Here is a 22,819-nt window from a genome sequence, read left to right as displayed (position 1 = left end):
CTACTGCGGGACGGGGACGGACAGTTTGCGGGTGACGAACGCGTCGAGCGCGCTGATGGAGCGGAAGTGCTCCAGCTCCAGGTCCTCGTTCTCGACCGTGATGCCGAACTCGTGCTCCACAAAGGACACCAGCTGCATCGCGAACATCGAGCTGACGAAGCCGAGTTCGAAGATGTCGTCGTCGTCGGCCAGGTCCTGCACCGGGAAGAAGCGCGAGAGGTACTGGGCGATCCTGACCTTGTTGTCGCCGCTGGTCCGGCCGGCCGTGTTGTCCGTGCTCATGGTCGTCGTCATCCGTCCTGTCGTCGTGGCGGTGGGTGGGTGAGGAGAGCGGGCGTCAGCGGTAGGTGTGGAAGCCCTGGCCGCTCTTTCGCCCGAGCAGGCCGGCGGCGACCATCTTCTTCAGCAGCGGCGCCGGCCGGTACTTGTCGTCGTTGAAGCTCTCGTAGAGCACCTCGACCGACTTCAGGATCGTGTCGAGGCCGATCAGGTCGGCGGTGGCCAGCGGGCCCATGCGGTGCTCGAAGCAAGAGGTGAAGATGCGGTCGATGTCGGCGGCCGGGGCCACTCCGTCCTGCACCAGGAAGACGGCCTCGTTGATGGTGAGCATCAGCACCCGGTTGGACACGAAACCCGGCACGTCCTCGACGACGATGCACTCCTTGCCCAGCTCCGCGAGGAAGCGGCGGGCGGTGTCGATCGTCTCGGGCGTGGTGTGGTAGCCGCGGATCACCTCGACCATCGGCTTCATCGGCACCGGGTTCATGAAGTGCATGCCCACCACCCGCTCGGGCCGTGAGGTGACCGAGCCGACCCGGGTGATGGAGATCGCGGAGGTGTTGACGGCGAACACCGCCTCGGGGCGCACGATGCGGTCGATCCGCTCGTACACCTCCTTCTTGACCGCCCAGTCCTCCGTGACGTTCTCGACGACGAAGTCGGCCTTGGCGAGCAGTTCGTAGTCCGTGGTGAACTCGATGCGGTCGACGACCTCCGCGATGTCCACTCCTACGCCCTTGTTGAACAGGGCGTAGGTGCGCAGACCGGTGCGCAGTTCCCGGCGTGCGCTGTCGAGGACGTCGTCGGAGACGTCGACGAGGACCACCCGGTGTCCGGTCTGGGCGAGGTTCTGCGCGACGCCGACGCCCATGACGCCCGCGCCGACGACTCCTACGGTCGTGAATTCCATGTCCTGGGACTCCGTTTACGTTGCGTCAGCGTGGGCCGCGAACGGCGTAGATGTTGTGGATGTCCGTCCCGACGTACATCTCGTCCTGCTCGGCACGGACGGTGAAGCCGTGGCCTTCGAGCAGGTCCACGAGGCGGGCGACCTCGCCGTCCGCGTCGTGCACCTCCAGCACCATCTGCTGGATCTTGGGCCAGTCCTCGTCGGCGATGCCGTCGATGACCTGGCGCTCGCTCTTCTGCACATCGATCTTGATGAGGTCGATGCGCTCGATGCCCTGCTCGCGGATCACCGCGGAGAGCGGGCGCAGTGTGGCGGTGAACTCGATCGCCTCGAAGCGGACGTCGAGCAGCTCCTCGTCGGCGACCAGCTCGGCCACCTCCGCGTTCGCGTCCGTCTTCTGCTGGTTGGCGATGATCGTGCGCAGGTTGTGCTTCTCTTCCGCCTCGTCGGGGTGGAAGGAGGACATGCCCGAGCTGCGCGGGTAGAAGGTGAAGGTCGCCTGCGACTCGCTGTCGGAGACGCCGATGTTGAACAGGGTGGCGTCCACGCCGTGTTCGGCGACGTTCCGGCTGAGCAGCTCGAACATGGGCGGGGCCGGCTCGAAGGTGAAGACCCGGACGTCCTTCGCCTCGTAGTGCGAGAACAGGGTGAACAGGCCGATGTTCCCGCCGACGTCGACGACGGTGGCGCCGTCGGGCAGGGTGATGCCGTTCTTGGCGTAGGTGCGGTGGTCGAAGATGTCCTCGTAGAAGTGCCGGGTCTCGGCCTCGTTCTGATGCCACACCGTCAGCCCGTTGGGCAGTTGGAAGCGGGCCAGCGAGGTGCCGGTGTGCGAGGAGCCCTGGGCGTCGGGCTCCTCGCCCGCCCGGAGCCGGTGCACGGCGGCGGCCATCCGGGCGATGGTGGACCACTCGTAGATGTGACGCAGGGTCAGTTCCACACCGAACGCGCGCTTGATACGCAAGGAGAGCCGGGTGGCCAGCAGCGAGTTGCCGCCGACCTCGAAGAAGCTCACGTCATGCGGGAGCTGTTCGTTGTTCAGGATCCTCGCCCACAGACCGGCCAGCTCCCGCTCCACGGCGCTGGGCGCCGCGGTGGCCGCGGCGGCCTCGCGCACGACCGTGGCGGCGCTCTCGGCGACGATGTCCAGTTCGTCGGCGGGGAAGCGGGTCCAGTCGATGTCCGCGCCCGCCAGCCACAGTCGGCCCAGCGCCTTCAGCGCGACGGCGGAGTCGGACCGGCGCTCCAGCGGATGACGCATGGACGCGACGATCGTGCCGACGTCGCTGCCGCGGACCACGGTGGCCATACTGCTCAGCGTCTGGCCGGGGCCGGCCTCCAGCAGCAGCGCGATGGGGGTCAGGTGCCGCAGCCCGGCGGCGAACCGCACCGGGCTGACCAGGTGGCGGGCCCAGTACGCGGGATCGGTGGCCTGTTCGTCGGTGATCGGCTCACCGGTGACGTTGGATATGTACGGAATCCTCGGCGGCTTGAGGGTGAGGGTGCGCGCCAGCTCCGTCACCTGCTCGGCGACGGGCTCCATCATCGAGGAGTGGAAGGCGTGCGTGGTCTGCACCCGGCGGCACACCACACCGCGCTCGCGCAGGGAGGTCTCCAGTGCCTCGACGGCGGCGACGGGACCGGCCGCGACACAGAACTCCGGGCCGTTGACGGCGGACAGCGACAGGTCCTCGCCGAGCAGCTCGGTGACCTCCCGCTCGGGCAGCATCACGGCGAGCATGGCGCCCGCGGGCAGCTCGTCGATGAGCGCGGCCCGGCGGGCCACCAGCGTCAGCGCGTCCGGGAGGCTGAGCACACCGGCGAGCGTGGCGGCGACGTACTCGCCGAGGCTGTAGCCGATCATCAGCGAGGGGCGGGCGCCCCACGACTGCCACAGCCGGGCCAGCGCGTACTCGACGACGAACAGCGCCGGCTGCGCCAGCCGGGTGGCGTTCAGCCGGCGCTCGCTCTCACTGCACGAGCCGGTATCGCGACGCAACATACGGCGCAGGTCGAAAGCAGCCGCTCCGGCCGCAGCAGCCGAAGCATCCGCGGCGGCCGGGGCGCCGGGCTCGGCCGCCGGGAAGAGGACCTCGCGAATGTCCAGGCCCAGCTCGCCGGTCAGTGCCTCGGCGCAGGCATCGACAGCCGCACGGAACTCGGGGAAGTCGCGGTACAGATCACGCCCCATGTCCACGTAGTGGTCGCCCAGACCGGGAAACATGAAAGCGACCGGCTCGACATCGGTGGCCACCTGCGCACCGATCTGCGTGGTGACCCCCTCCCCCGTGAGAAACGCACACCGATGCCCGCTCCCGGCAGCACCCGCCGTACGCACACGCACCGGCGCATCCTCGGCGGCGGCCGTGCGGGCCACGTACGCCCCAAGCCCGGCAAGACCAGAGCCGGCCGACGCTCCGTCATAGCCGGCAAGCAACGCCAGGCGCCACGCTCCCGCCCCGGACGGCCGCAGCGCCACCCCGTCATCGATCCCAACCGTACGCATTTCGGGGCTCATACCTCTCCTTAAGGTTCGGCCGTCCTGAGAGGGCCCAGCAGCCAGAACCGCTGCCCCGCGCCCCAGTTCTCGAAGTGTCCGTCGCCAGCCAACTGTCGAGGCGCCCCCTAGAGCCGGACCGGAGACACAGTCGACGCCCCACCTCGTGGCTGATCGTCGTCGACGAAGGCGAAGGTCCCTACGCTGCGCGGAAGCGGCGTCGTGGGGCCGGTGCCCGTGGCCACCCGCCGGGTCGTGCGGGCAGGGTCCTCGGGGCGAAATGCCCACGCCGACAGCTGTCTTTGGAGAGATTCAGCCAATTGCGGACCATCGAAGAGATCGCCCACGCACATCGGCGAGGCTCAGAGGCCCCATCTGCCACCGTGCTGTCACTCAGCTATTCGAAGCTGAAGCCGGTTCGAATTGAAAACTCGGCTGGTACTCTTGCTTCTTCGATCTAAAAATCGACCTGCGGATATCGTGGCTGGGGGGCCAATGGCGAACGCGGACGATCTCTTAGGCCGGCTGCCTGCGGCCGGCCCCACCCGGGCAGCCAACCGCAGGAAGGTCCTTCTCGCCGTGGCGATCAAGTCCGGCACCCAGGCCGACATCGCGCACCGCACGCTGCTCTCGCAGGCCACCGTGTCGGCCGCGGTCCGCGAACTCGCGGACGCCGATCTCGTGCCCACCGCCAAGGAGCGCGGCAAGGTCTGCCTCTCACCTGTGAACGACGTCGGCGTGGGCGTGCACCTCGGCTTCAACCACATGACCGTGGTCGCCCGCCGACTCGACAAGGGGTTCGACCAGGTGACTTCGCGGGTCAGCTCGGAGGGCGTCAGCAGGGGCTGGTCCCGGGCTCTGCCCGAAGTCAGGCAGATGATCGACGAGGCGATCGAAGGAACCGGGCGGCGGCGCACCGACGTGTTCTCCCTGGGCATCGCCGTTCCCCGGATGATCAACCCGCGTACCGGCGGCTTCACCCCGCCGATCCTGCCACCCTGGCGGGCGGGCGACGACCCGGTGGAAGACCTGGGGGCGTGGCTGGGCGTGCGCGCCTTCATCGACAACGACGCCAACCTGGGCGCCCTGGCCGAACAGACCTACGGGACCCGGGAACACGCCGAAACGGTGGTCTACGTGAAGGCCTCGACGGGTGTCGGCGCCGGCATCATCGTGCACAACAGCGTGCTGCGGGGCCACGGTGGCATGGCAGGAGAACTGGGCCACCTGACCGTGGACCCGCACGGCGCGGTCTGCCAGTGCGGCGGACGCGGTTGCCTGGAGACGGTGATCGGTGCCGACGCGCTGATCGCGCAGGTCCGTGCCGCGCGGGCGGCGCGCAACAGCGTGCCCGCACCGGAGACGCTGGAACAGGTCATCGCAGCCGCCCGGGCACAGGACGCGGTCTGCATGCGGGTGATCCACGACGCCGGCCGGCGCCTGGGCCAGTCGCTGGCGCAGCTGTGCAACCTGCTCAACCCCGACCTTGTTGTCATCGGCGGTCAGCTCGCCGAGAGTCCGCTGCTGCTGGAGGGCTGCAAGGAGTCCTTGCGTCGTTTCGCGCTGCCCGGCGCGGTCGCCGAGGACTCCGCGTTCGTCCTCGACCTCAGCGAACTGGGCACCCGGGCCGAAGCCCAGGGCGCTTTGATTCTGGGGCTTCGCGGCATGGAGCACGCGGCCAACACCACGTGAGCCTCCGCCCGTCGAGCCCGTATCGGATCCGCCAGGGCGCTCACGAAGATGCTCGATGGTCAAAGCGCCGCGCAAGCCCTCTTCTTCTTCGAATATGACGCCGCGGACTCGATACCACCGCCGCACTCGTTCAAATGAGTGACCGCCGTCGACCGAACAATTCCACCTCCCCCCACCAGACCCGTCTGCGGGACCGGAAACTCCTCTGTCGCCAGGAGACAAGGACGGGGACTGCCCAGCCGAAGCACCCGCGACCGCGGGCCGGTTCGGCACCTGGAGCGGCTGTCGAATCGCTACACTTTGAGGCCCCGACGCCGCCGGGCCGGCCGGCGCACGCGTCTTTCCCGTTGCGATCCTTTTTACGGGGCAGTTGATGTCCCTGACCCGAGGCGGCCTCATGACCTACGAGCCCATTGCCGTATTCCCGTACGAGGATTCGGGAGACCCGCGACAATCGGTGAAGGCCACGGTCGTACCGTCCCTCGAGGAACCGGCCGCCTATGAACCCCCGATGTTGGTGGACCTGGGCCATGTCCGTGAGGTGACGCTGGGCAGTTCCCCCAGCGGGAGTGCCGACGCCAACGCCCAGTACTACTACTGATATTCCGGACAGCCGTCATGCCCCCGCCCGCGGCCCCTGCCACGGATCTGCACGGCCCGTCTCCTGCTCTTCCCGATCCCGACGGGCCCACCATCGGTGGACTGCTGCCGCCGGCACCTGCCCCGGCCCCTCGTGGGGCCACCCGGCTGTGGCCCGGCGAACCCGTGCTGTGGTCCTGGGGGGCCTGGCACACCGGCGAGGTCCGCACCGTACGGTGCGCACATGTCCGGCTGGCCGCCATCGGCCACTGCCTGGCCGACGACGTGACGATGCGTGAGGACGTACGGCAGGCAGTGGAGGATGGCCGCTGGGAGCGCCTGACCCGCTGGCCGGGCGCCTATCTGCTCATCCTGCTGCACGAGGGTGGTCACCTCACCGCGTACGCCGACCCGGCGGGACAGTTTCCCCTCTACTACGGGCGCCGCGGTCACAGCACGGTCCTGTCCACGCGGGCGAGGACCGCGGCCGCCCTGTCCGGAACTGGCGGCCGGCTCGACACGGCCGCGCTCGCCGCGCACATCCTGTGCCCGGCGGTTCCCGAACTCACGGAGGGGCGCACAGCTTACGCCGGAGTCCACCGGCTCGGTGGCGGCCAGGCCCTGAGAGTCACTCCCTCCGGCAGCCTGCACCACTGGACCTACGAGGACCTCGCCCCCGACCCCGGCACGCTGTTCGAGGACAGCGCAGCCCGGTTGCGGTCAGCCCTCACGCGCGCCGTCACCCTGCGCACCGACAGCTCAGCACGCGTCACCGCGGACTTCAGCGGCGGCCTGGACTCCACCTCCCTGGCCTTCCTTGCCGCCCGCACAACCGGCCGGCCGCCCCTGGACGCCTTCGTCTACCACCACCCCGACGCACCCGCCGGCGATCTCGCCCACGCCCTGCTCCACGCCGAGCAAGCCCAGTCCATCCGGCTCTCCGTGACCCGTGGCACCGAGGACTCCCTTCCCTACGCCGACCTGCCCGAGCACGGATCCGCGGACCAGCCCGACCCGGCTGCAGTCATCGGCGCACGGACGCGGCTGCGACTGGGCCACATCGCGCGCGGCGGCCCCGGCATTCACCTGACCGGCGAGGGCGGCGACGCACTCCTGGCCGCTCCCCCCTCCTACCTCGGTGACGTCGCGACCACAGCCGGACTGCGCCGCCTCCTGAACGACGGGCGCGCGCTGGCCCGCATGCGCCAACTCTCCCCCGCAGACGTCGTCCTGCGAGCCAGACGCCTCGCGCGCACCCCCCTGCACCGGGCGATGAGCGAACTGGCCACCCGTCTCGGCGACCCCCTGGACCATCCGCCGCAGTGGTCGGACGCGGTTGCCTGGTGGCCGGCTCCGGGACCCGAGACGGCCTGGCTGACCACCCGGGCACGCCGACACCTGGCCGAACTGGCCGAGGAGCGCGCCCGGTCGGCCGACCTCGCATCCTCGTCAGCGCTCGCGACGCCGGGCACGCGGGCGGTCCTCTGCGAGCTGCGCACATCCGCCGCCGTGCAGGCTCAGTTGACCTCGGCAGCCCGCCCGTTCGGCATCCGGCCGCACGCTCCCTTCCTGGACAGCGAGGTCGTACGGGCCTGCACCCGCCTTCCGTTACTGCACCGGATCGACCCCTTCACGCCCAAGCCGCTGCTGGCGGCCGCCCTGGCCGGCCTGGTCCCCGACCCCGTACTGCGGCGCAGGACCAAGGGCGACTACGCGACCGAGAACTACCGCGGCGCCCGCCGCTCGGCGACGCAGATCAAAGAACGGCTCCTCCGGTCCCCACTGGCCGAACTCGGAGTCATCGAACCCTCGCTCGTGATCGCCTCGGTCGAACGGGCGGTCGCGGGCCTGCCCGCACCCTTCCCGGCGCTCAACCGGCTGCTCGGTGCGGACCTGTGGCTGACGGCCCGAGACAGCCGACGGGAAGGGCCATGACGCGGCTGAGCGTGTCCGATCACGTCCGTGAGAGCACCTCACCGCACGGTGGCAGCGTGCTGATGGACATGAGGTCCGGCCACTGCTTCGCGATGAACGGCGTCGCTCACACTCTCTGGCAGGAGTGGCGCCGCAGCGGGAATTTCGACTCCGGGGTACTGGTGGTGGCCGGCCGTTACCCGGGTCTGCAGCACGAACGGATCCGTGAGGACGCCCGCCGCCTCGCCGACGACCTCATCAGCCGTGGCCTCCTCACCGGGTACGACCCGAGCCGGACGCCCCCCGCAGCGGGAGGACACGCATACCCCTATCCGGCGGCGGAAGGCCCACCCCCCGCGGTGTCCCGTGCACCGGTCACCGCAGGCCGAGGTCCGGACGATCGCGCATCCGCCTTGCACGCCCCGTCACCGGGGACGTTTTCTCCCGTCACCGGCGTGCCCCTGGCCTCCAGCGAGATGACCATGGCCGCCGACCCGGAGCGAGACGAAGACGACCGCCCTCTTCGCAGCGCCGTGCACGCGGTGTTCGGCCTGTTCGCGCTTCTCGGTGCCCTGCTGTTGATCCGGCTGCCGTTGAGAACAGTCCTCTCTGCGGTGCGCTGGACCGCACGCACCTGGTGCCAGCGGGAGGCTACCCCGGAGCAGGCCTCGGCCTCCCTCGCGGCGGTGCGGCGGGCCGCGCGGTGGTACCCGGGACGCGCCGCCTGCCTGGAGTTGTCCCTGGCCACGCTCGGGGTCCTAGCCCTGACCGGTCGGCGGGTGGTGTGGTGCATCGGCGCGGCGGACGACCCCTACCGTTTCCACGCGTGGGTGGAGGCGCAGGGAGTCGCCATCGCCTCAGCTGACGAGTACGGCAGCACTGATTTCCGCCGCGTTCTCTCCGTGAGCTGATTGGTTGGGCAAGCCCGCTGCTGGAATGAAAGCTTCCACAGCGTCAGGCGAGTGCCGTGTTCAATTCGCACACGACTGGCCCTTGCCGGGACTCCTACCGGACAGTTCTCCCAACGCCGTCGGAATTCCGGCAGATTCCCCTTCATCGGCCAGACTTTGTGCGCTAGCCTGACAAAGTGAAGGGGCGGTCACCGGTCTCCCGGCAACCGCCCCGCTGGAGGGGCCTGCTCGCCCCTCAGACGCGCGGCAACAGCGCGTCGACCAGTGTCATGTCACCGTCTCCATGAGCCATCACACTCAGGAACACGAGGACCATGACGATGATGACCACTCGCACGTGCCGCCAATGCACTGAAACCGAACAGCGGGTGGTCATCGTCATCTTCATACTCACCTGACTTCACCTCACCTTCCCCACGCGTCGACACCGGCGCCCGGACATTCGGATGCGGTGGCGACCCCGCGTATGGACCAGTGTTCCCGTCAATTGGGCACATAACAATGGCCCTTGAGATGCTCCCTCGCGGGCCAACGGCCCCGGTCCGAGGAGTCCCACACCGCGTCACATTTCAATTCGCGGACGTGCGACGGGTGATGAATGCTGTCGCGTCGTGAACCGAATATTGAGACCGCTCTCCGCATCCGGCCCCCCTCAGCGAACCCCACAGAAGAAGACCGTCTCGCATGGCCCTCCTGTCAGCGAGCCTTCCCTCATCCCGGCACCCTCCGGGACGCGCCCGGCACCCGATTTGAAGGCAGACGGCGGGTCAAGCCCCCTTGCGTGTATCGAATATCGCGGCAGACGCCTCGGACCAAAGCCGTTTTCGGTGACGAGCGAGCATCCCGCACGTGCCCATGTGTGACGCAAGTCACATTCCGCGTGGGTCTGCAGGCTGCCCCACCCCGAGCAGGACGGGCGCCTGAGCCACCGGCTCGGGAAGTGAAGCATCCTCGCCGCCGCGCACGTGCGCCAGGAACTCCCCTCCTCAGGCCGAGCCGGCGGAACTGCTCGGTGCACAAGCCCTCCGGCGTGGGGTCAGTCCGCCCCCATTCGCTTGCCTCCCACGCCACGAGATCATCCCGGGCCCCGGACCCACCAGACATGCCATGAACATTCGTCCCAACGAGCCGAAGTCAGGCCTCAGATACGCCGGAGAATGTGGGGTATCCGAGAGGCGACGACGCTGTCCCGACTTCTTGTTGCGGAGGTCTGCACTGTGCTTTCCCTCAAGCGTTTACTGGACCGCAGTTTGACTGCGCAAGCGATCCTGGTCTTTCTCCTCGGACTGGGCGTCACGGGCCTGCTTCGCAGGGACGAGCACCCGGCTGTCTGGGTGTTCCACAGCGCCCTCTACACCGGGGTCGCCATCGCGATCCTGGCCGTCCAGCGCCGCCGGACCGCCCGAGCCGTGGGCACCGACGCGGGCGGGCTCGCCACTCTGCAACGCAAGATCCGTCACCGTGATGTACCGCAGGATCCTCAGGAACAGGAGGCCGTGCGGCGGCTGGTCGCCGAGCAGCTCGACCAGACGGAACGCGCGGGCAGGTGGCTGCCGTACTGCCTCGGCACCATGGGCCTCATTGCAATCGCCATGCTGGTCCTGGGCGTCGTCAGCGGGTCCTTCGTCTTCCCCTTGGCCTTCGCGGCCGGCATGCTCGCGCTGTGTTTGTGGCTCTTGTGGACGCGCCGCCGCTCCCTGGACCGCCTCCATTGGATGCGACAGGCCCTGCAATCGAAGTAGGCGGTACGGGATGCCGGCAGGCGAAACAGGTGGCCTCCGCAGCGGGGACGAAGCCGAGGCCGCCGAGCCGGTCACAGCGCTCCGCCTGCCGGCGCGCGTGACACCAACTGAATGCAGGTCTTGTCGGACGCGAACGGACTGGCGCGTCTCGTCGGCGTTCTCGGCCGGTAAGACCCACGACAGCGATGGGCTGAAGCCCACGGTCGTGAGTCACCGAACGAGGCTCGACCCCGGGTGCTGCTACAGACGACCCGTCCGAGTTCTATATAGTAGGCGGCGACGTTCGCTGCGTTTGAAAGTCGTCGGCTTGGCTTGGGTTCTTGCTGCTGGCAGCGGGTGCACAGGTGGCGAGTCGTCGTCTCCCGGTGCAGAGATGTCTGCCGAGGCCCGGTCCTATCTGTCCAAGGCGTTGCACATCATGGAAGAAAACGCCCTGCGTCGAGATGACGTCGACTGGGCGGAGGTGCGACAGGCGGCTTTCACGCAGGCTGGCAGCGCCCAACATCCAGTCGACACATACCCGGTGATTGAGACGGCGATCAGCTCTCTGGCAGACGGGCACAGCCAGCCCTTCGAACCCGACCGCGCGAAGGAACTGTTCAGCGGCGCGCCGGTCCGCTCACCTGTCGAGGGACGGGCCCTTCCCGGGCGGGTTGGGTACCTGTCGCTTCCCGGAGTGCTGGGGTCCGATGAGATCTATCAGCAGTACGTGCGGGAAGGCCGGGCGGCCGTAGCGAAAGCCAATCGGCCGACCGCATGCGGCTGGGTGATCGACCTACGCCGGAACCGCGGTGGAAACATGTGGCCGATGCTCGCCGTCGTTGGGCCGATCCTCGGTGACGGTGACGTCGGAGGGTTCGTCGACGCCAAGGGCAAAAGGTCCGTGTGGTCGATCGAGAAAGGGAGCCCTCTCGTTGACGGGAAACCGCAGGGTTGGGGAGCGAGCACGCCCATAGGCGCGGGATCAGCGCCGGTTGCTGTGCTCACCAGCCGTTCTACCGCCAGCTCTGGAGAAGCGGTGACAGTGGCATTCCGTGGACGCCCTGACACGCGGTCTTTCGGCGAGGGAACAACAGGCGTTCCCACCGGCAACACGTCGTATCGGCTGCACGACGGGGCTCTCCTCCTTCTGACTGTGGTCAAGGATGCCGACCGCACGGGCCGCACATATGACGGTCCCATTCCGCCCGACGAAGAAGTGGCCGACAACCTGGGCCGCGGTAGCAAGCGGGATCCGGTTCTGGAGGCTGCAACCGCATGGTTGTCCGATCATCCTGCCTGCCAGTAGGGCTCAAGCCGCCGTGGCGAGTGTGTAGCCGTGGGCGATGTCACGGCGTTCGGCGAGGCGGGTCTTGTGGCGTTGTGTGGCATCGGGGCGCGCTTCCGGCCTCAGCCGTTCACCGCAGCCCGCACACTGCCGCTCTCCGGCCCGCCAGGCACCCTCGGACACCACGCCAGCGTAGGCCCCCAAGGCTACTCAGAACGGCGGTTCAGAAACAGGCACTTACTGGCCTCAACTACCGATCAGCCGCCCTCCGGCCTGAGCGAGAGACCTCAACTCCTGGATAAACCGGGACTCCCTCGCACGTAGTCACCTTTCTTGCGCGAGTACGCACTGTCGACCGTCTGGGCCAGCGGAGCAGCCGTGAGGATCGCGTGATGGAAGACATCGATCGTGCTCCCATCCTCGACCAGCTGGTCGCTGCCCGACCGATTCGCACTGCACCGGTCAACGATCACCGGCCCAGCCGTAGGCGTTCATGGCGTGTCACCCGGGCGCTTCCCCGCTGCGGAGGGCCGTGGCTTCGCCCCGGGTGCAGGCGGCGCACACCCTCGTGGCGGGACCTGGCTATCTCGGCCGGGCGTGGGCGAGGGCTTCGTCGAGCAGGTCTCGCAGGGCCGAGGAGGACGCTGCGACGGCGGTGGCGAGCAGCGCCGGGCCGCCGGCCAGTGGGGTGAGGACGCCCTGTCCGTAGGGGGATCCCTGGCCGAGGAAGGCCGAGGTGGGGGGAACGTGGGCGGCCGGGTCGACGAGCAGGAGTTGGCCGACGGCGCGGTGTCGGTGCAGGACGGCGGGGCCGTCCCAGCCGGGTTCCGGGTCTCCGTAGGCAGTCTGCTGGTCGAGCAGGACATGTCCGGCGCGGCGGACCAGGAGCCGGCTGACGAGGTGGCCCGGCTCTTCGTCGGCGCGGCCCAGGAGTTGCTCCTCGCGCAGCAGCAGCCGGGCGGTGGGGGCCAGTTCGATGGTGTAGGTCTGCCGGAGGTTGCTGCCCGCGGCGCTGATGAGTGGGCGGGGCAGCCAGCGCAGGTCGGCGTGGTCGCCGACGGTGAGCCGTACGTCGTAGGTGGCGGGCGCTGTGGTGGGTCCCCTCAGGGCGAGGGTGGCGGCTGCCGTGGTGACGTCCAGTGCGGCTCGGTCGGAGGCGGTGACGTCGATGGTGAGCCGGTCGCCGCCGAGGGGGCCGCTCATCGCACCGATGATTCCCACTCTGGCGGTGTTGCCGTCGGGGCGCATGCGGCGGAGGTGGAAGGGCCCGTCACTGTGCAGTCGTGGAAGCGTGGTGACGTGTCCGTTGTGGGTGGCGTGGATGTGGGCGTGGGCCCGCACGCCGGCCGGGTGCAGGGCGGGCTCGTCGGAGCCCGGGACCGTGATGGCGCCCGGCTGTTGTGCCAGGGGCGTCGGGCCCGGTGCCGTGGGGGATGTGGCGGTTGTCATGCGGTCGCCTCGGCGTGCCAGGCGGTGAGGTGCGCGGTGACCCAGTCGGCGACCTCGCGGATTCCGTCGTCGCAGGTGAGGCTGGTGAAGACGACGGGGAGGTCGCCGCGTTGCCGTTTGGCGTCGGCAGCCATGGTGGCGAGGTCGGCGCCCACGTGCGGTGCGAGGTCGGTCTTGTTGACGACGAGGAGGTCGGCGGTGGTGATGCCGGGGCCGCCCTTGCGGGGGATGTCGTCGCCACTGGAGACGTCGATGACGAAGATCTGTACGTCGACGAGGCCTTTGGAGAAGGTGGCGGTGAGGTTGTCGCCGCCGGATTCGACGAGGACGAGGTCGAGGGGCTGAAGGGCTTCTTCCAGGTGTTCGACGGCTTCGAGGTTGGCGGAGATGTCGTCGCGGATCGCGGTGTGGGGGCAGGCTCCGGTCTCGACCGCGGTGATCCGTTCGGGGGGCAGGACGGCTTCGCGCAGGAGGTATTCGGCGTCTTCGCGGGTGTAGATGTCGTTGGTGACGACGGCGATGGACCAGCGATCGCGCAGGGTGCGGCACAGGGCTGCGACGCTGGCGGTCTTTCCGGTGCCCACGGGCCCACCCAGGCCGACGCGGAGGGCACGCCGGGTGCCGTCGGTGCGGAGGGGTTCGGCGCTGTGGGCATGGCGCTGCGGCATGGTCACGTGGTGGTCGAGGTGCACAGGGAGCTCCGGTGGATGTCGGTGAGGGTCAGGAGGCGAAGAGGCGTACGGTCCAGGCGGCGTGCTGTTCGCCGGTGATGTCCAGCAGCGGCGAGGACGCCGACGGCAGGGCGTCGATGCCCTCGGTCAGAGCGCGGTCGGCGGCCCGGGCGGCAGCGGTGGCGACGGTGTCGATGTCGGAGCCGAGGCGGGCCAGCAGCCCTGAGGCGTCGAGCGGATCGAGGCTGAGCAGGCGCACGGCCGCGGTGGCCGGGCCGCCGGTGTTCTCGTAGGCGGCGGCGTAGGCGGCGTCCACCGGGGTGAGGCCGGCGGCCCGGGCGGCGAGACCCAGCACGATCGGCTGGTACGCGCCCCGGGGGCGTGCCGCGGCCAGCGCTTCCAGCGCTTGGGAGGGGAAGGTGGCACGGGCCGCACGCATCATCTGCCGGCCGAGGCGGCGGGCGACGGCTCGCAGGGCGGGGCCCGGCGTGCGTGCGTCGGCGGCCTCGTCCAGCAGCAGGGGATCCAGTCCGGCGGCGGCTGCGGCTGCCAGGCCGGCCATGGTCAGGCCGGTGGTGTGCAGGCGGCCTCGGCAGAAGGCTTCCAGGCCGGCGGTGTCGTGTACGGCGTGCCGGGCGACGGCTGCTTCCACACCGCCGGAGTGGGCGTGTCCTCCGGCGGGGAAGCGGCCGTCGGCCAGCAGGAGCAGGGCTGCACGGCTCATGGAGGAGCGGCTGCCTTTCGCAAGGTGGGATGTGATGCCGGGTGGGGTTCGCCGGCCGGACCTCTCGGGCCCGGCCGGGGGTGGCCGGCCGGGTGGGGTGGCTGGTCAGAAGAGGAAGTACCGCTGCGCCAGGGGTACTTCGGTGACGTAGGAGCGCGGGACGGTCGCGCCGTTGATCTCGGTGCGGGCGTCGGATGTGGTCGCGCCGCCGATGGTGACCTCGAAGCTGTTGTGGTCGACTTCGAGGCTGTCGGGCACGGTGTCGTTCAGTTTCATGTCGGCCTTCGTGACCTGCCGGGTGCTGGTGATGTCCACGAACTCCTTGTCGAGTCCGAGACCGGGGTTGTCGCTGGTGCCGTCTCCGTTGAGGGTGTCGGCCACGCCGGGGGCGACGAAGTTGACCGAGTTGCGCCCCGGGGCTCGGCCGGTGGAACCCCACACCGGCCGGGGCAGGTAGGGCTGCGGTGTCGGGATGGATGCGTTCGCGTCCCCGACCTGCGCGTAGGCGAGCTGACCGGCCTTGAGGAGCATGTGCGGTTTGACGCCGTAGAACTTGGGCTCCCACAGCACCAGGTCGGCGAGCTTGCCGGTCTGCACGTCACCGACGTGTCCGTCGATGCCGTGGGTGATGGCCGGGTTGATCGTGTACTTGGCGACGTAGCGGCGTGCGCGGAAGTTGTCGTTCGGCTGCCGCCTCTCGGTGAACGAGTGGTCCTCGTCGTCTGCGGCCGGGCGGACGCGAGCGGCCTCGAGGTCTTCCTTCAGCGGGCCATAGCGGGCCTTCATGACGTGCGCGGTCTGCCACGTACGCATGATCATCTCGCCGATGCGGCCCATCGCCTGGGCGTCGGAGGACATCATCGAGATGGCGCCCATGTCGTGCAGGAGATCTTCCGCGGCCATGGTGGAGGGCCGGATCCGGGAGTCGGCGAACGCCATGTCGGCCGGGATCTCGGGGTTGAGGTGATGGCACACGATCATCATGTCGACGTGCTCCTTGACGGTGTTGACCGTCAGGGGCCGGGTCGGGTTGGTCGAGGCCGGCAGGACGTTGGGGTCTTTGACCAGCTCGATCATGTCCGGCGCGTGTCCGCCGCCGGCCCCCTCGACGTGGAAGATGTGGATGGCACGCGCCTTGTTCTCGGTGGGCTCGCCGTCCACGTTCCGGGCGTCGCCGGTGAAGGCTGCGCGTGTGCTCTCCAGGAAGCCCGACTCGTTCAGGGAGTCGGCGTGCAGAGCGAGTTGAATGCCGCGCTCCTCACAGACGTCGAGGGCCCGGTCGATCACCGCGGGCGTGGCGCCCCAGTCCTCGTGGATCTTGAAGCCACAGACACCGGCGTCCACCTGCGCGTTCAGTTCGTGCGTGTTCATCGTGCTGCCCTTGCCGAGCAGGCCGACGTTCACCGGGAACTCGTCCAGCGCCTCGAAGACGCGGCGGATGTGCCAGGCGCCCGGGGTCACGGTGGTGGCCTTGCTGCCCTCCGCCGGACCCGTGCCGCCGCCGATGAGCGTGGTCACGCCCGAGGCCAGAGCCTCGTGGATCTCGCCGGGGCAGATGAAGTGGACGTGGGTGTCCACGCCGCCGGCGGTCAGGATCTTCCCGTTGCCGGAGATCGCCTCGGTGCTCGGCCCGATCACGAAGCTCGTCGGCGTCACCGGGATCGGCAGCGTGTTCCCGCGGGTGGTGCGGTCCGGCATCTCGAAGAGGTCGCTCGGGATGGGGTCCATGGTCTCGGGGTTGTATGCCTTGCCCAGGGCGACGATGCGTCCGTCCCGGATGCCGATGTCCGCCTTGACCACACCCCACCAGTCGAGGACCAGTGCGCCGGTGATGACGGTGTCCACGGGCCTGTGATCCGTGTCCTCGCCTGTGACGCTCTTGCCGTCGCGGGCCAGGTGCGACATGCCCATCGACTCGCGGATCACCTTGCCGCCGCCGAAGATCATCTCGTTGCCGCTGTAGGACGGGCCGCCGCTCCAGTCGGCCTCGATCTGCAGCGTGAGGTCGGTGTCGGCGAGCCGGACCCGGTCGCGCGTGGTGGGACCGTACAGGGCGGTGTACTCCGCACGCGTCAGCTCGTTGCTCGCCTTGGGCCTGCTCCCGGCCCCGGCTTCCTGGCTGCCGTCGTGCACCTGCGACGTGCTCATGGAACGATCCCTTCGCGCAGTCCGTGAATCTTGCTCAAGTCGCTGGTGCTGCCACCGCCGGCCGTGACGTCTCCGCGGATCTGCACCAGTTCCACGCAGCATTCGTCGCCCGGCTCGAACCGCACCGACGTACCCGCGGCGATGTTGAGCCGCCGGCCCCTCGCCGCCTCGCACTCCCACAGACTGCGATCCTCGGGCACCGCCTGGCCGGGCGGGACCTCGACGCTGACGACCTTCAACCCCGGGTTGACCTCGGCGAAGTGGTAGTGGGAGCCCACCTGCACCGGGCGGTCGGACTCGTTCTTCACCCTGATCCTCGTCCTGCCCGGTCCCGGCAGCACCGTGGCGTCCTGCTGCAGGCTGACACCCTCCGGATCTCCGTCGAGATGCACGTTGAAGCAGATCGGGTCGTAGCGGCGGACGATTTCGTCGGGGTCGCAGTCGCTGGACGGCGTGCCGTCGTCGTCGCAGTCGACGGGTGAGCCCGGCATGCGGGGCGGCTGGGGATGCTCCACCTTGCCCGGGTACACCTCGGGCTCCGCCGCGGCCTCGGGGAGAGGGTCGTGAAGGGTGACCAGCTTGGTGCCGTCGGGGAACGTGGCCTCCACCTGCACGTCCTTGATCATCTCCGGGACGCCGTCCATCACCTCCTCCCGGGTGAGCAGGTGCCGGCCCGAGTCCATGATGTCGCTGACCGTCTTGCCCTCCCGCGCCTGCTCGAAGACGTGCACGGTCAGCAGGGCCATCACTTCCGGATAGTTCAGACGCAGCCCGCGCTCGCGGCGGCGTCGTGCGACATCGGCCGCGACGTGGATCAGCAGGCGCTCCTGCTCATGCGGAGTCAAATGCACGATGTGCCCGTCTCTCTGTTGGTCGTGCAGGTGCAGCGGCCACGTCTGCCGACGCCTCTTCTCCCGTGACGGCAAACCGGGCGCTCTTCGAGCATCGCGGAGCCATCTCACACACAGAGCCAAACCGGGATCACACCACACCATCCGGTGAAAAACGTCGCCGGTTTCAAGTGCTCAGCCAGGACAGGTGCCTTCGCGCATCCGGCGCCGACCGGCCGACACGTTTCAGGCCACGCCCGCGCAGTTCGGCCCACACCTCGATGCTCCAAACGCTGCGGGCCTGCTGCCGATTCGAGGGCATCGGCTCGTCGGCCTACCGGAGGCCGTGCGGAACGGGCCCCCAAATCCGGACGAGTGAAGTGTTGTGCCGTGTCGGCGGCAGTGCCTTCTGCCAGAGTCGGGCATCGTGACCAGTCAGCCGCAGCAGCAGTTGCCCCCCGACGACGCCCCTGCCACCTGCCCCGCTCCCCTCGGGCAGGCGCCGGCGCTGTTGTCCGTGGGGGTGGAGGAGGAGTTCCTTCTCGTCGATCCCGTCAGCAGATCGGTGCGGCCCGAGGGTCCGCAGGTGGCCGCGGCGGCCGCGGCGGCTGCCGGTGGCCTCGAGCACCTCGTCGGCACCGAACTGACGCGCTATCAGCTCGAGGGCCGCACCGAGCCCCATACGCACCTGGGTGAAACGCTCACCGAACTGCGTTCGATACGCGCGGCGTTGGCACACGCGGCGGCCCGGCGGGGGCTGCGCATCGCCTCCAGCGGTTCACCCATCACCGGCCTGGTCGTACCGGTGCCCCTCACACCGGGCCCGAGGTACGCGGAGAGCCTGTCGCTCTTTCGCGCACTGGACGACGAGCAGAGCGCGTGCGCCTGCCACGTGCACGTCGGCGTGGCAGACCCGCGTGAAGCGATCGAGGTGAGCAACCACCTGCGCCCCTGGCTGGCGACACTGACCGCGCTGGCGGCGAACTCCCCGTACTGGGACGGCCGTGACACCGGCTACGCCAGCTGGCGCACCCTCACCTGGGGGCGATGGCCGGTGGCCGGCCCACCCCCCTACTTCGACTCCCTCGCCCACTTCCAGGAACTCGTCGAGGAACTCATCCTCACCCGCACCGTCCTGGACCACGGCGGCCTGTACTGGGACGTCCGCCCCTCTCACCACCTGCCCACCGTCGAGGTGCGCGTCGCCGACGCGGCCCTCACCCCCGAGGACACCATTCTGCTCGCCGCCGTCATCCGCGCCTTGGTCGCCACCGCGCTGAACGCCATCCGCGCCGGCGAACCGGCTCCCCGCCCGTCCCCCGAGATCCTGCGCGCCGCCTCCTGGCGGGCAGCACGCGACGGACTCGCCGGACACGCCCTCGACCCGCTCACCCGTCGCCTGGTCCCCGCGACGGCGCAGGCGGAGCGCATGCTGCGCACCCTGTCCCCCGCCCTGCAACACAGCGGTGACCTCGACCTCGTGCGCAGCCACTGGGAGCGCCTGCGCACGCAGGGAAGCGGAGCGGAGCGGCAGCGTGCCGCCTACCGCCACCGCTCCAGCCTGCATGACGTCGTCGATCACGTCATCGCGGCCACCTGCCCCTCACAGGCGCTCCCCGCATCCGCCTCACCCGGCGCGCCGACCGGACAGGCCGGACCGCAGTGAGTCCGAAGAATGCGCCGGCACGGGCGGGGGCGTGAGCGTGTGTGCCGCCATCGCGGGACCGACCCTCTACGGGGCCCTCGACGCGTTTCTGGAAAACTGCTGAGGGCTGGACCGGCGCCTGCGTCCCTGCGGACGGCGCCTGTCCAGCCCTCAAAGCAGCCAAGACAGCCCATAACCTGACGAAGCACTACCGAGGATCGCCGGCCGGTACAGCCGGCGATCTCTTAAAAGAAGTGCTTGCGTCCACCGACCGCGCGACCGGTCGCACCCAGGATCCACAGAATGGCACCCACCAGAATGAGGATTCCACCGATCGTCGTCAGCAGACCCATGCCGACAAGCAGGCCGATAATCAGCAGAATAAGCCCAAGAATAATCATCTCAACCCCATCGTTAATTCCGGCTCAAGCGCGTGTGCGTTTGAGCTTCGCAAGGGCCCGATTTCGTCCCTTGGCTAGTGGATCCTTACCAGCGCCGAGGGCCAGGACCTCGGTGCGATAGTCCTTGTGCCCGGCGACACCGGGTTCACGCACTGCTTCGAGATTTTGTTCAGTGCGCCATCCCCTCGGGTTCGGACGTTGATGATCGAGACACGGGGCAGTGGCGCGTTTGGGCAGGTCAGGGCCTCAAGGGGAGAGGCCCCCCCGGCCCACCAGCGCTGGGTGACGGCTCGCTTCGGACCTCCCTCTCCTCGTGACACCCCCGGCCCCTACTCGCGATTCGGCCTCACCGGCACCACACGATACGAGGCCTGACACCAGCGACATGCACGTTATGTCGGATGTCGACGGACTGTCCCTTCCGGTCGCGTCTCAACGCTGCGAAGTTCGACCGAGCCGAACCCCGGCTGCCGAGGAAACCAGTCTCGCTCGCAGGATGAGCTTCGGTGCCGTGCGGTAGATTGCGGGCGACGAGAGAAGAGCCCGCATGGGCACCCGCATCCCGCGGTTGCGACGCAAGCCGGCACGCATCCCCTACGCGCCCGACCGAAGCGATTCCTTCGGTGAGGAACGGCACGAGTTTCGGCTCGGCCCCCCGCTCACCAGAGCGTGCAGTGCTCCACTCCAGACCGGGCCCGGGCGGGACAACCGTGCCCTGGAGCTCATCTCACCCCGGCTTCGAGCTCACTCGGTCTCGGAGGAGCGGTGTCCTGCGTTGCGCGTCGGTGGGGATGCTGGTGGTGGCCATGGTCGATGCTGACGAGTAGCTGTGTCGTGTCCGCTGGCGGTGGAGGTGGCGTGTGGGTCGGGATCATGCGGGTCAGGCATCCACGCGGGTGGTGCGCATGCATCAGCGGATCCCGGCTCGGCGGGCACTGCACCGTGCGCGTCTGGTGATCGACGGTGCCTTCGACTTGGTCCGGCTGAAGCTGGACGCGCTGCCGGACGGCATCTATCAGCCGGTGCCGGGGCTGCCGGTGCGCACGGCGAAGCGGGCGGACGGCACCGCGTCGCGGTGGGCGGTGATGAAGCCGCTCGTCGACGATCTGGGCGTGCGGACGGCGCTGGATGTCGGTGCGAATGCCGGCTACTTCCCGATCATGCTCGCCCGCCGGGGGGTGGCGGCCGTGGCACTGGAATCGGAAGCCAAGTACGCGCGTACCGCGGCCACGGCAGTGCGTCGCAACCGGCTGACCAACGTGGCGGTCATGGAACTGGAGTTGCGGCCCGACACGGTCGGCCTGCTGCCGGCGACCGATTGCACGCTGGTGTTGTCGGTGTGGCACCACCTGGTGCGCGGGCAAGGGCTGGAGACGGCCACAGCTCTGCTGCGGGACGTGTGGGCGCGCACCGGGAAGGTGATGTTCTTCGACACCGGTGAAGATGAGATGCCTGCGGAGTTCGGGCTTCCCGCGATGGTGCCCAGCCCGGACGTCTGGCTCGGCACCTACCTGCGGGAGACCTGTTCCGGCAGCCGCGTCGAGCATCTCGGACGGCACCGTGCCTTCGACGCCGCCGGGCTCCCGACGGACCGGGCGCTCTTCGCCGTGACGCGCGAAAAGCTCTGATACGAGTGGCGCCGTGCCGTCACCGCTCGCACAGACCGCGGCTGTGACCCTTGCCGCTGTCGGTGTCGGTGCCGCTGTCGCTGTCCGTCAACCTGCGTCCTTCGGCCGGACGTTGTGCGTGTGCCGGAACAGGTTGTGCGGGTCGTACAGCGTCTTCACGCGGCGAAGTCGCTCGTAGTCCTCGGCCGAGAAGAGTTCCCGTACCTGCTCCTCCGGCACAGGGGCGCCGTCGTTGTAGACGGAGTTGAGGCTGCGGCCGACGGTCCAGGGCTTCAGGGCGTCGTACACCTGCTGGTGGACCGGCCGGGCGGACGTGGACGGCGCGGCCGTGCCGCCGGTCGTCACGCGCAGCATGTACGCGGCCGGTCTGGCGCCGACCGCCCCCCGGCAGGGATGCCGGCGGGTGAAGGCGCCGCCCAGATGGCGGATCTCGACACTGCAGGGGACCTTCGCGTCGGGCCCCGCCACGTCCACGACCGCCCGCAGGGCCGTGGGATCCAGCTCGCGCAGCAGGACGTTGTTGCCGAAGTAGGTGTGCGGGGTGTGCGGATCCTGGTAGATGGTGCCCACCTGCGTGTACGGCATCTCGCGGACGGTGTCGACGAGCCGCGGGCCGAGTGCCCGCAGCGGCGCCACCAGCCGTTCGCCCTCGTCGGCGGGTCCCGTGAACGCGATGCGGATGTGTGCGGCGTAGCGTCCGTGCAGCGGCTCGGGGACGTCGGCCCACGGCGGGCAGGTCATGAGGCAGATCGAGGAGGTCAGTTCCTCGGGGAGGGTCGTCGTCCACGCCCGGTAGGCGTGCAGCAGGTCGAGTGGACGGTCCGCGGCGAAGTGGAGGGCGCCGCCGTAGAGCCGCGTCACCGGTATCAGGGCGGTTTCGACGGCGGTGACGGCGCCGAAGTTGCCTCCGCCGCCGCGCAGGGCCCAGAACAGGTCGGGGTCGGAGTCGGCCGTGACGTGGCGCAGTTCACCGTCCGCGGTGACGATGTCGAGGGCCCGCACGTGGTCGCTGGCGTAACCGGTGCGGCGGCCGAGCAGGCCCACACCGCCCCCGAGGAGGTAGCCGACGACGCCGATGTGCAGGGCCGAGCCGTTGGCCGGGGCCAGGCCGTACGGGGCGGCCTGGTCGACGACCTCCCCCCACAGCACGCCGGCCTGGGCTGTGACCGTGGCGGCGTCGGCGTCCACGGTGACGGCCTTCATCCGATGGGTCGTGATGAGCAGGCCCTCACCGTTGAGGGCGGTGACGATGCCGTGTCCGGTGGACTGCACGGCGACGGGCAGCCTCCGTGCGGCGGCGAAGCGGACCGCGGCGCGTACGTCCTCGGGGCGGGTGGCGCCGACGACGAGAGCGGGACGGTGCCTGAACCCGGCCTGGAATCCGGTCCGTTCCTCGTCGTACTCCCTGCTGCCGGGGAGGAGGACGGGTCCTCTCACCTCGGCGGCCAGGGCGTCGATGTCACCGTTCATCCGTTGTTCCCCTTTCTCGGACGTCCCGGCCGCCGCACCGCCGGTGCCGCCCGGCGGTCCGC

The 22,819-nt window shown here is 69.4% G+C and carries 18 protein-coding genes and 3 pseudogenes; 9 read left to right on the top strand and 12 right to left on the bottom strand.

Features of this window, described 5'->3' with window-relative positions; genetic code table 11:
- From ACZ4M5_RS30255 to ACZ4M5_RS30245, 3 genes are read right to left on the bottom strand one after another with little or no spacing between them, the layout of a single operon-like run.
- Positions 1–282: a phosphopantetheine-binding protein gene (locus tag ACZ4M5_RS30255; RefSeq protein ID WP_369198664.1), complete on the bottom strand. Its 282-nt coding sequence runs from the start codon at positions 280–282 to the stop codon at positions 1–3.
- Between the two features lie 55 nt (positions 283–337).
- Positions 338–1,189, bottom strand: coding sequence for a 3-hydroxyacyl-CoA dehydrogenase family protein (locus ACZ4M5_RS30250; RefSeq protein ID WP_467741490.1), 852 nt, complete (start codon positions 1,187–1,189; stop codon positions 338–340).
- Positions 1,190–1,214: 25 nt separating this feature from the next.
- The gene (locus ACZ4M5_RS30245) at positions 1,215–3,443 is read right to left on the bottom strand and encodes an FkbM family methyltransferase (RefSeq protein WP_467741488.1); all 2,229 of its coding nucleotides are present in this window, start codon (positions 3,441–3,443) and stop codon (positions 1,215–1,217) included.
- Between the two features lie 738 nt (positions 3,444–4,181).
- Here ACZ4M5_RS30245 and ACZ4M5_RS30240 point away from each other — a divergent pair.
- The 5 genes and pseudogenes from ACZ4M5_RS30240 (at position 4,182) to ACZ4M5_RS30220 (ending at position 8,782) form a co-directional block, all read left to right on the top strand.
- Entirely contained in the window at positions 4,182–5,378 is a 1,197-nt protein-coding gene (locus tag ACZ4M5_RS30240; protein WP_467741486.1) for an ROK family transcriptional regulator, read from the top strand.
- Between the two features lie 373 nt (positions 5,379–5,751).
- Positions 5,752–5,979, top strand: coding sequence for a lasso RiPP family leader peptide-containing protein (locus tag ACZ4M5_RS30235; RefSeq protein ID WP_467741484.1), 228 nt, complete (start codon positions 5,752–5,754; stop codon positions 5,977–5,979).
- A gap of 17 nt (positions 5,980–5,996) precedes the next feature.
- Positions 5,997–7,892: an albusnodin/ikarugamycin family macrolactam cyclase gene (locus ACZ4M5_RS30230; RefSeq protein ID WP_467741482.1), complete on the top strand. Its 1,896-nt coding sequence runs from the start codon at positions 5,997–5,999 to the stop codon at positions 7,890–7,892.
- Positions 7,889–8,134 (top strand): annotated as a pseudogene (locus tag ACZ4M5_RS30225) (PqqD family protein); the annotation flags it as partial. The gene ACZ4M5_RS30230 and the pseudogene ACZ4M5_RS30225, both read left to right, overlap by 4 nt.
- Before the next feature lie 192 nt (positions 8,135–8,326).
- Positions 8,327–8,782 (top strand): lasso peptide biosynthesis B2 protein, encoded by a 456-nt coding sequence (locus ACZ4M5_RS30220; protein ID WP_467741516.1) that lies wholly within the window; start codon positions 8,327–8,329, stop codon positions 8,780–8,782.
- Positions 8,783–9,017: 235 nt separating this feature from the next.
- On the opposite strand, the gene ACZ4M5_RS30215 is transcribed toward ACZ4M5_RS30220, so the two are convergent.
- The gene (locus tag ACZ4M5_RS30215; RefSeq protein ID WP_467741480.1) at positions 9,018–9,164 is read right to left on the bottom strand and encodes a hypothetical protein; all 147 of its coding nucleotides are present in this window, start codon (positions 9,162–9,164) and stop codon (positions 9,018–9,020) included.
- Positions 9,165–9,999: 835 nt separating this feature from the next.
- Between ACZ4M5_RS30215 and ACZ4M5_RS30210 the strand changes: the two genes are divergently transcribed.
- Positions 10,000–10,524 (top strand): hypothetical protein, encoded by a 525-nt coding sequence (locus tag ACZ4M5_RS30210; RefSeq protein WP_467741478.1) that lies wholly within the window; start codon positions 10,000–10,002, stop codon positions 10,522–10,524.
- A 373-nt stretch (positions 10,525–10,897) separates the two neighbouring features.
- Positions 10,898–11,812, top strand: coding sequence for a S41 family peptidase (locus ACZ4M5_RS30205; protein WP_467741476.1), 915 nt, complete (start codon positions 10,898–10,900; stop codon positions 11,810–11,812).
- 561 nt (positions 11,813–12,373) lie between these two features.
- On the opposite strand, the gene ACZ4M5_RS30200 is transcribed toward ACZ4M5_RS30205, so the two are convergent.
- The 6 genes and pseudogenes from ACZ4M5_RS30200 to ACZ4M5_RS30175 all read right to left on the bottom strand — a co-directional run.
- Positions 12,374–13,240 carry an urease accessory protein UreD gene (locus ACZ4M5_RS30200; protein ID WP_467741474.1) on the bottom strand — a complete coding sequence of 289 codons (867 nt, stop codon included), beginning with the start codon at positions 13,238–13,240 and terminating at the stop codon, positions 12,374–12,376.
- Complete coding sequence (gene ureG, locus ACZ4M5_RS30195) at positions 13,237–13,932, bottom strand: urease accessory protein UreG (RefSeq protein WP_467741472.1); 696 nt, start codon at positions 13,930–13,932, stop codon at positions 13,237–13,239. Before ureG ends, ACZ4M5_RS30200 begins: the two co-directional genes overlap by 4 nt.
- Positions 13,933–13,960: 28 nt before the next feature.
- On the bottom strand, positions 13,961–14,635 hold the full coding sequence (locus tag ACZ4M5_RS30190; RefSeq protein ID WP_467741470.1) for an urease accessory protein UreF: 675 nt from the start codon (positions 14,633–14,635) through the stop codon (positions 13,961–13,963).
- 105 nt (positions 14,636–14,740) lie between these two features.
- Entirely contained in the window at positions 14,741–16,783 is a 2,043-nt protein-coding gene (locus tag ACZ4M5_RS30185) for an urease subunit alpha (protein WP_467741468.1), read from the bottom strand.
- Positions 16,780–17,121 (bottom strand): annotated as a pseudogene (locus ACZ4M5_RS30180) (urease subunit beta); the annotation flags it as partial. The pseudogene ACZ4M5_RS30180 and the gene ACZ4M5_RS30185, both read right to left, overlap by 4 nt.
- A 216-nt stretch (positions 17,122–17,337) precedes the next feature.
- Positions 17,338–17,634 (bottom strand): annotated as a pseudogene (locus tag ACZ4M5_RS30175) (urease subunit gamma); the annotation flags it as partial.
- A gap of 406 nt (positions 17,635–18,040) precedes the next feature.
- Here ACZ4M5_RS30175 and ACZ4M5_RS30170 point away from each other — a divergent pair.
- Positions 18,041–19,279, top strand: coding sequence for a carboxylate-amine ligase (locus tag ACZ4M5_RS30170; RefSeq protein WP_467741466.1), 1,239 nt, complete (start codon positions 18,041–18,043; stop codon positions 19,277–19,279).
- A gap of 224 nt (positions 19,280–19,503) precedes the next feature.
- Here the strand turns inward: ACZ4M5_RS30170 and ACZ4M5_RS30165 are convergent, their stop codons facing one another.
- Positions 19,504–19,659, bottom strand: coding sequence for a hypothetical protein (locus ACZ4M5_RS30165; RefSeq protein WP_010059700.1), 156 nt, complete (start codon positions 19,657–19,659; stop codon positions 19,504–19,506).
- A gap of 905 nt (positions 19,660–20,564) precedes the next feature.
- Here ACZ4M5_RS30165 and ACZ4M5_RS30160 point away from each other — a divergent pair.
- A complete protein-coding gene (locus ACZ4M5_RS30160) occupies positions 20,565–21,287 on the top strand; it encodes a methyltransferase domain-containing protein (RefSeq protein ID WP_467741464.1) in 723 nt (240 codons plus the stop codon).
- A gap of 87 nt (positions 21,288–21,374) precedes the next feature.
- On the opposite strand, the gene ACZ4M5_RS30155 is transcribed toward ACZ4M5_RS30160, so the two are convergent.
- Positions 21,375–22,757, bottom strand: a complete 1,383-nt coding sequence (locus tag ACZ4M5_RS30155; RefSeq protein ID WP_467741462.1) for an FAD-binding oxidoreductase — start codon at positions 22,755–22,757, stop codon at positions 21,375–21,377.
- Between the last annotated feature and the right edge of the window lie 62 nt (positions 22,758–22,819).

The organism is Streptomyces sp. NPDC026246 (genome assembly GCF_055567995.1).
The sequence above is the reverse complement of the archived record's forward strand: the minus strand, read 5'-3'. Positions and strand labels throughout refer to the sequence as shown.

What these genes read in the sequence shown, in the direction of transcription:
- ACZ4M5_RS30155 (WP_467741462.1), bottom strand. Translation starts at nt 22,757, where the DNA reads ATGAACGGTGACATCGACGCCCTGGCCGCCGAGGTGAGAGGACCCGTC.
- ACZ4M5_RS30185 (WP_467741468.1), bottom strand. Translation starts at nt 16,783, where the DNA reads ATGAGCACGTCGCAGGTGCACGACGGCAGCCAGGAAGCCGGGGCCGGG.
- ACZ4M5_RS30190 (WP_467741470.1), bottom strand. Translation starts at nt 14,635, where the DNA reads ATGAGCCGTGCAGCCCTGCTCCTGCTGGCCGACGGCCGCTTCCCCGCC.
- ACZ4M5_RS30240 (WP_467741486.1), top strand. Translation starts at nt 4,182, where the DNA reads ATGGCGAACGCGGACGATCTCTTAGGCCGGCTGCCTGCGGCCGGCCCC.
- ACZ4M5_RS30235 (WP_467741484.1), top strand. Translation starts at nt 5,752, where the DNA reads ATGTCCCTGACCCGAGGCGGCCTCATGACCTACGAGCCCATTGCCGTA.
- ACZ4M5_RS30255 (WP_369198664.1), bottom strand. Translation starts at nt 282, where the DNA reads ATGAGCACGGACAACACGGCCGGCCGGACCAGCGGCGACAACAAGGTC.
- ACZ4M5_RS30250 (WP_467741490.1), bottom strand. Translation starts at nt 1,189, where the DNA reads ATGGAATTCACGACCGTAGGAGTCGTCGGCGCGGGCGTCATGGGCGTC.
- ACZ4M5_RS30230 (WP_467741482.1), top strand. Translation starts at nt 5,997, where the DNA reads ATGCCCCCGCCCGCGGCCCCTGCCACGGATCTGCACGGCCCGTCTCCT.
- ACZ4M5_RS30165 (WP_010059700.1), bottom strand. Translation starts at nt 19,659, where the DNA reads ATGATTATTCTTGGGCTTATTCTGCTGATTATCGGCCTGCTTGTCGGC.
- ACZ4M5_RS30215 (WP_467741480.1), bottom strand. Translation starts at nt 9,164, where the DNA reads ATGACGATGACCACCCGCTGTTCGGTTTCAGTGCATTGGCGGCACGTG.
- ACZ4M5_RS30200 (WP_467741474.1), bottom strand. Translation starts at nt 13,240, where the DNA reads ATGACAACCGCCACATCCCCCACGGCACCGGGCCCGACGCCCCTGGCA.
- ACZ4M5_RS30160 (WP_467741464.1), top strand. Translation starts at nt 20,565, where the DNA reads ATGCATCAGCGGATCCCGGCTCGGCGGGCACTGCACCGTGCGCGTCTG.
- ACZ4M5_RS30205 (WP_467741476.1), top strand. Translation starts at nt 10,898, where the DNA reads ATGTCTGCCGAGGCCCGGTCCTATCTGTCCAAGGCGTTGCACATCATG.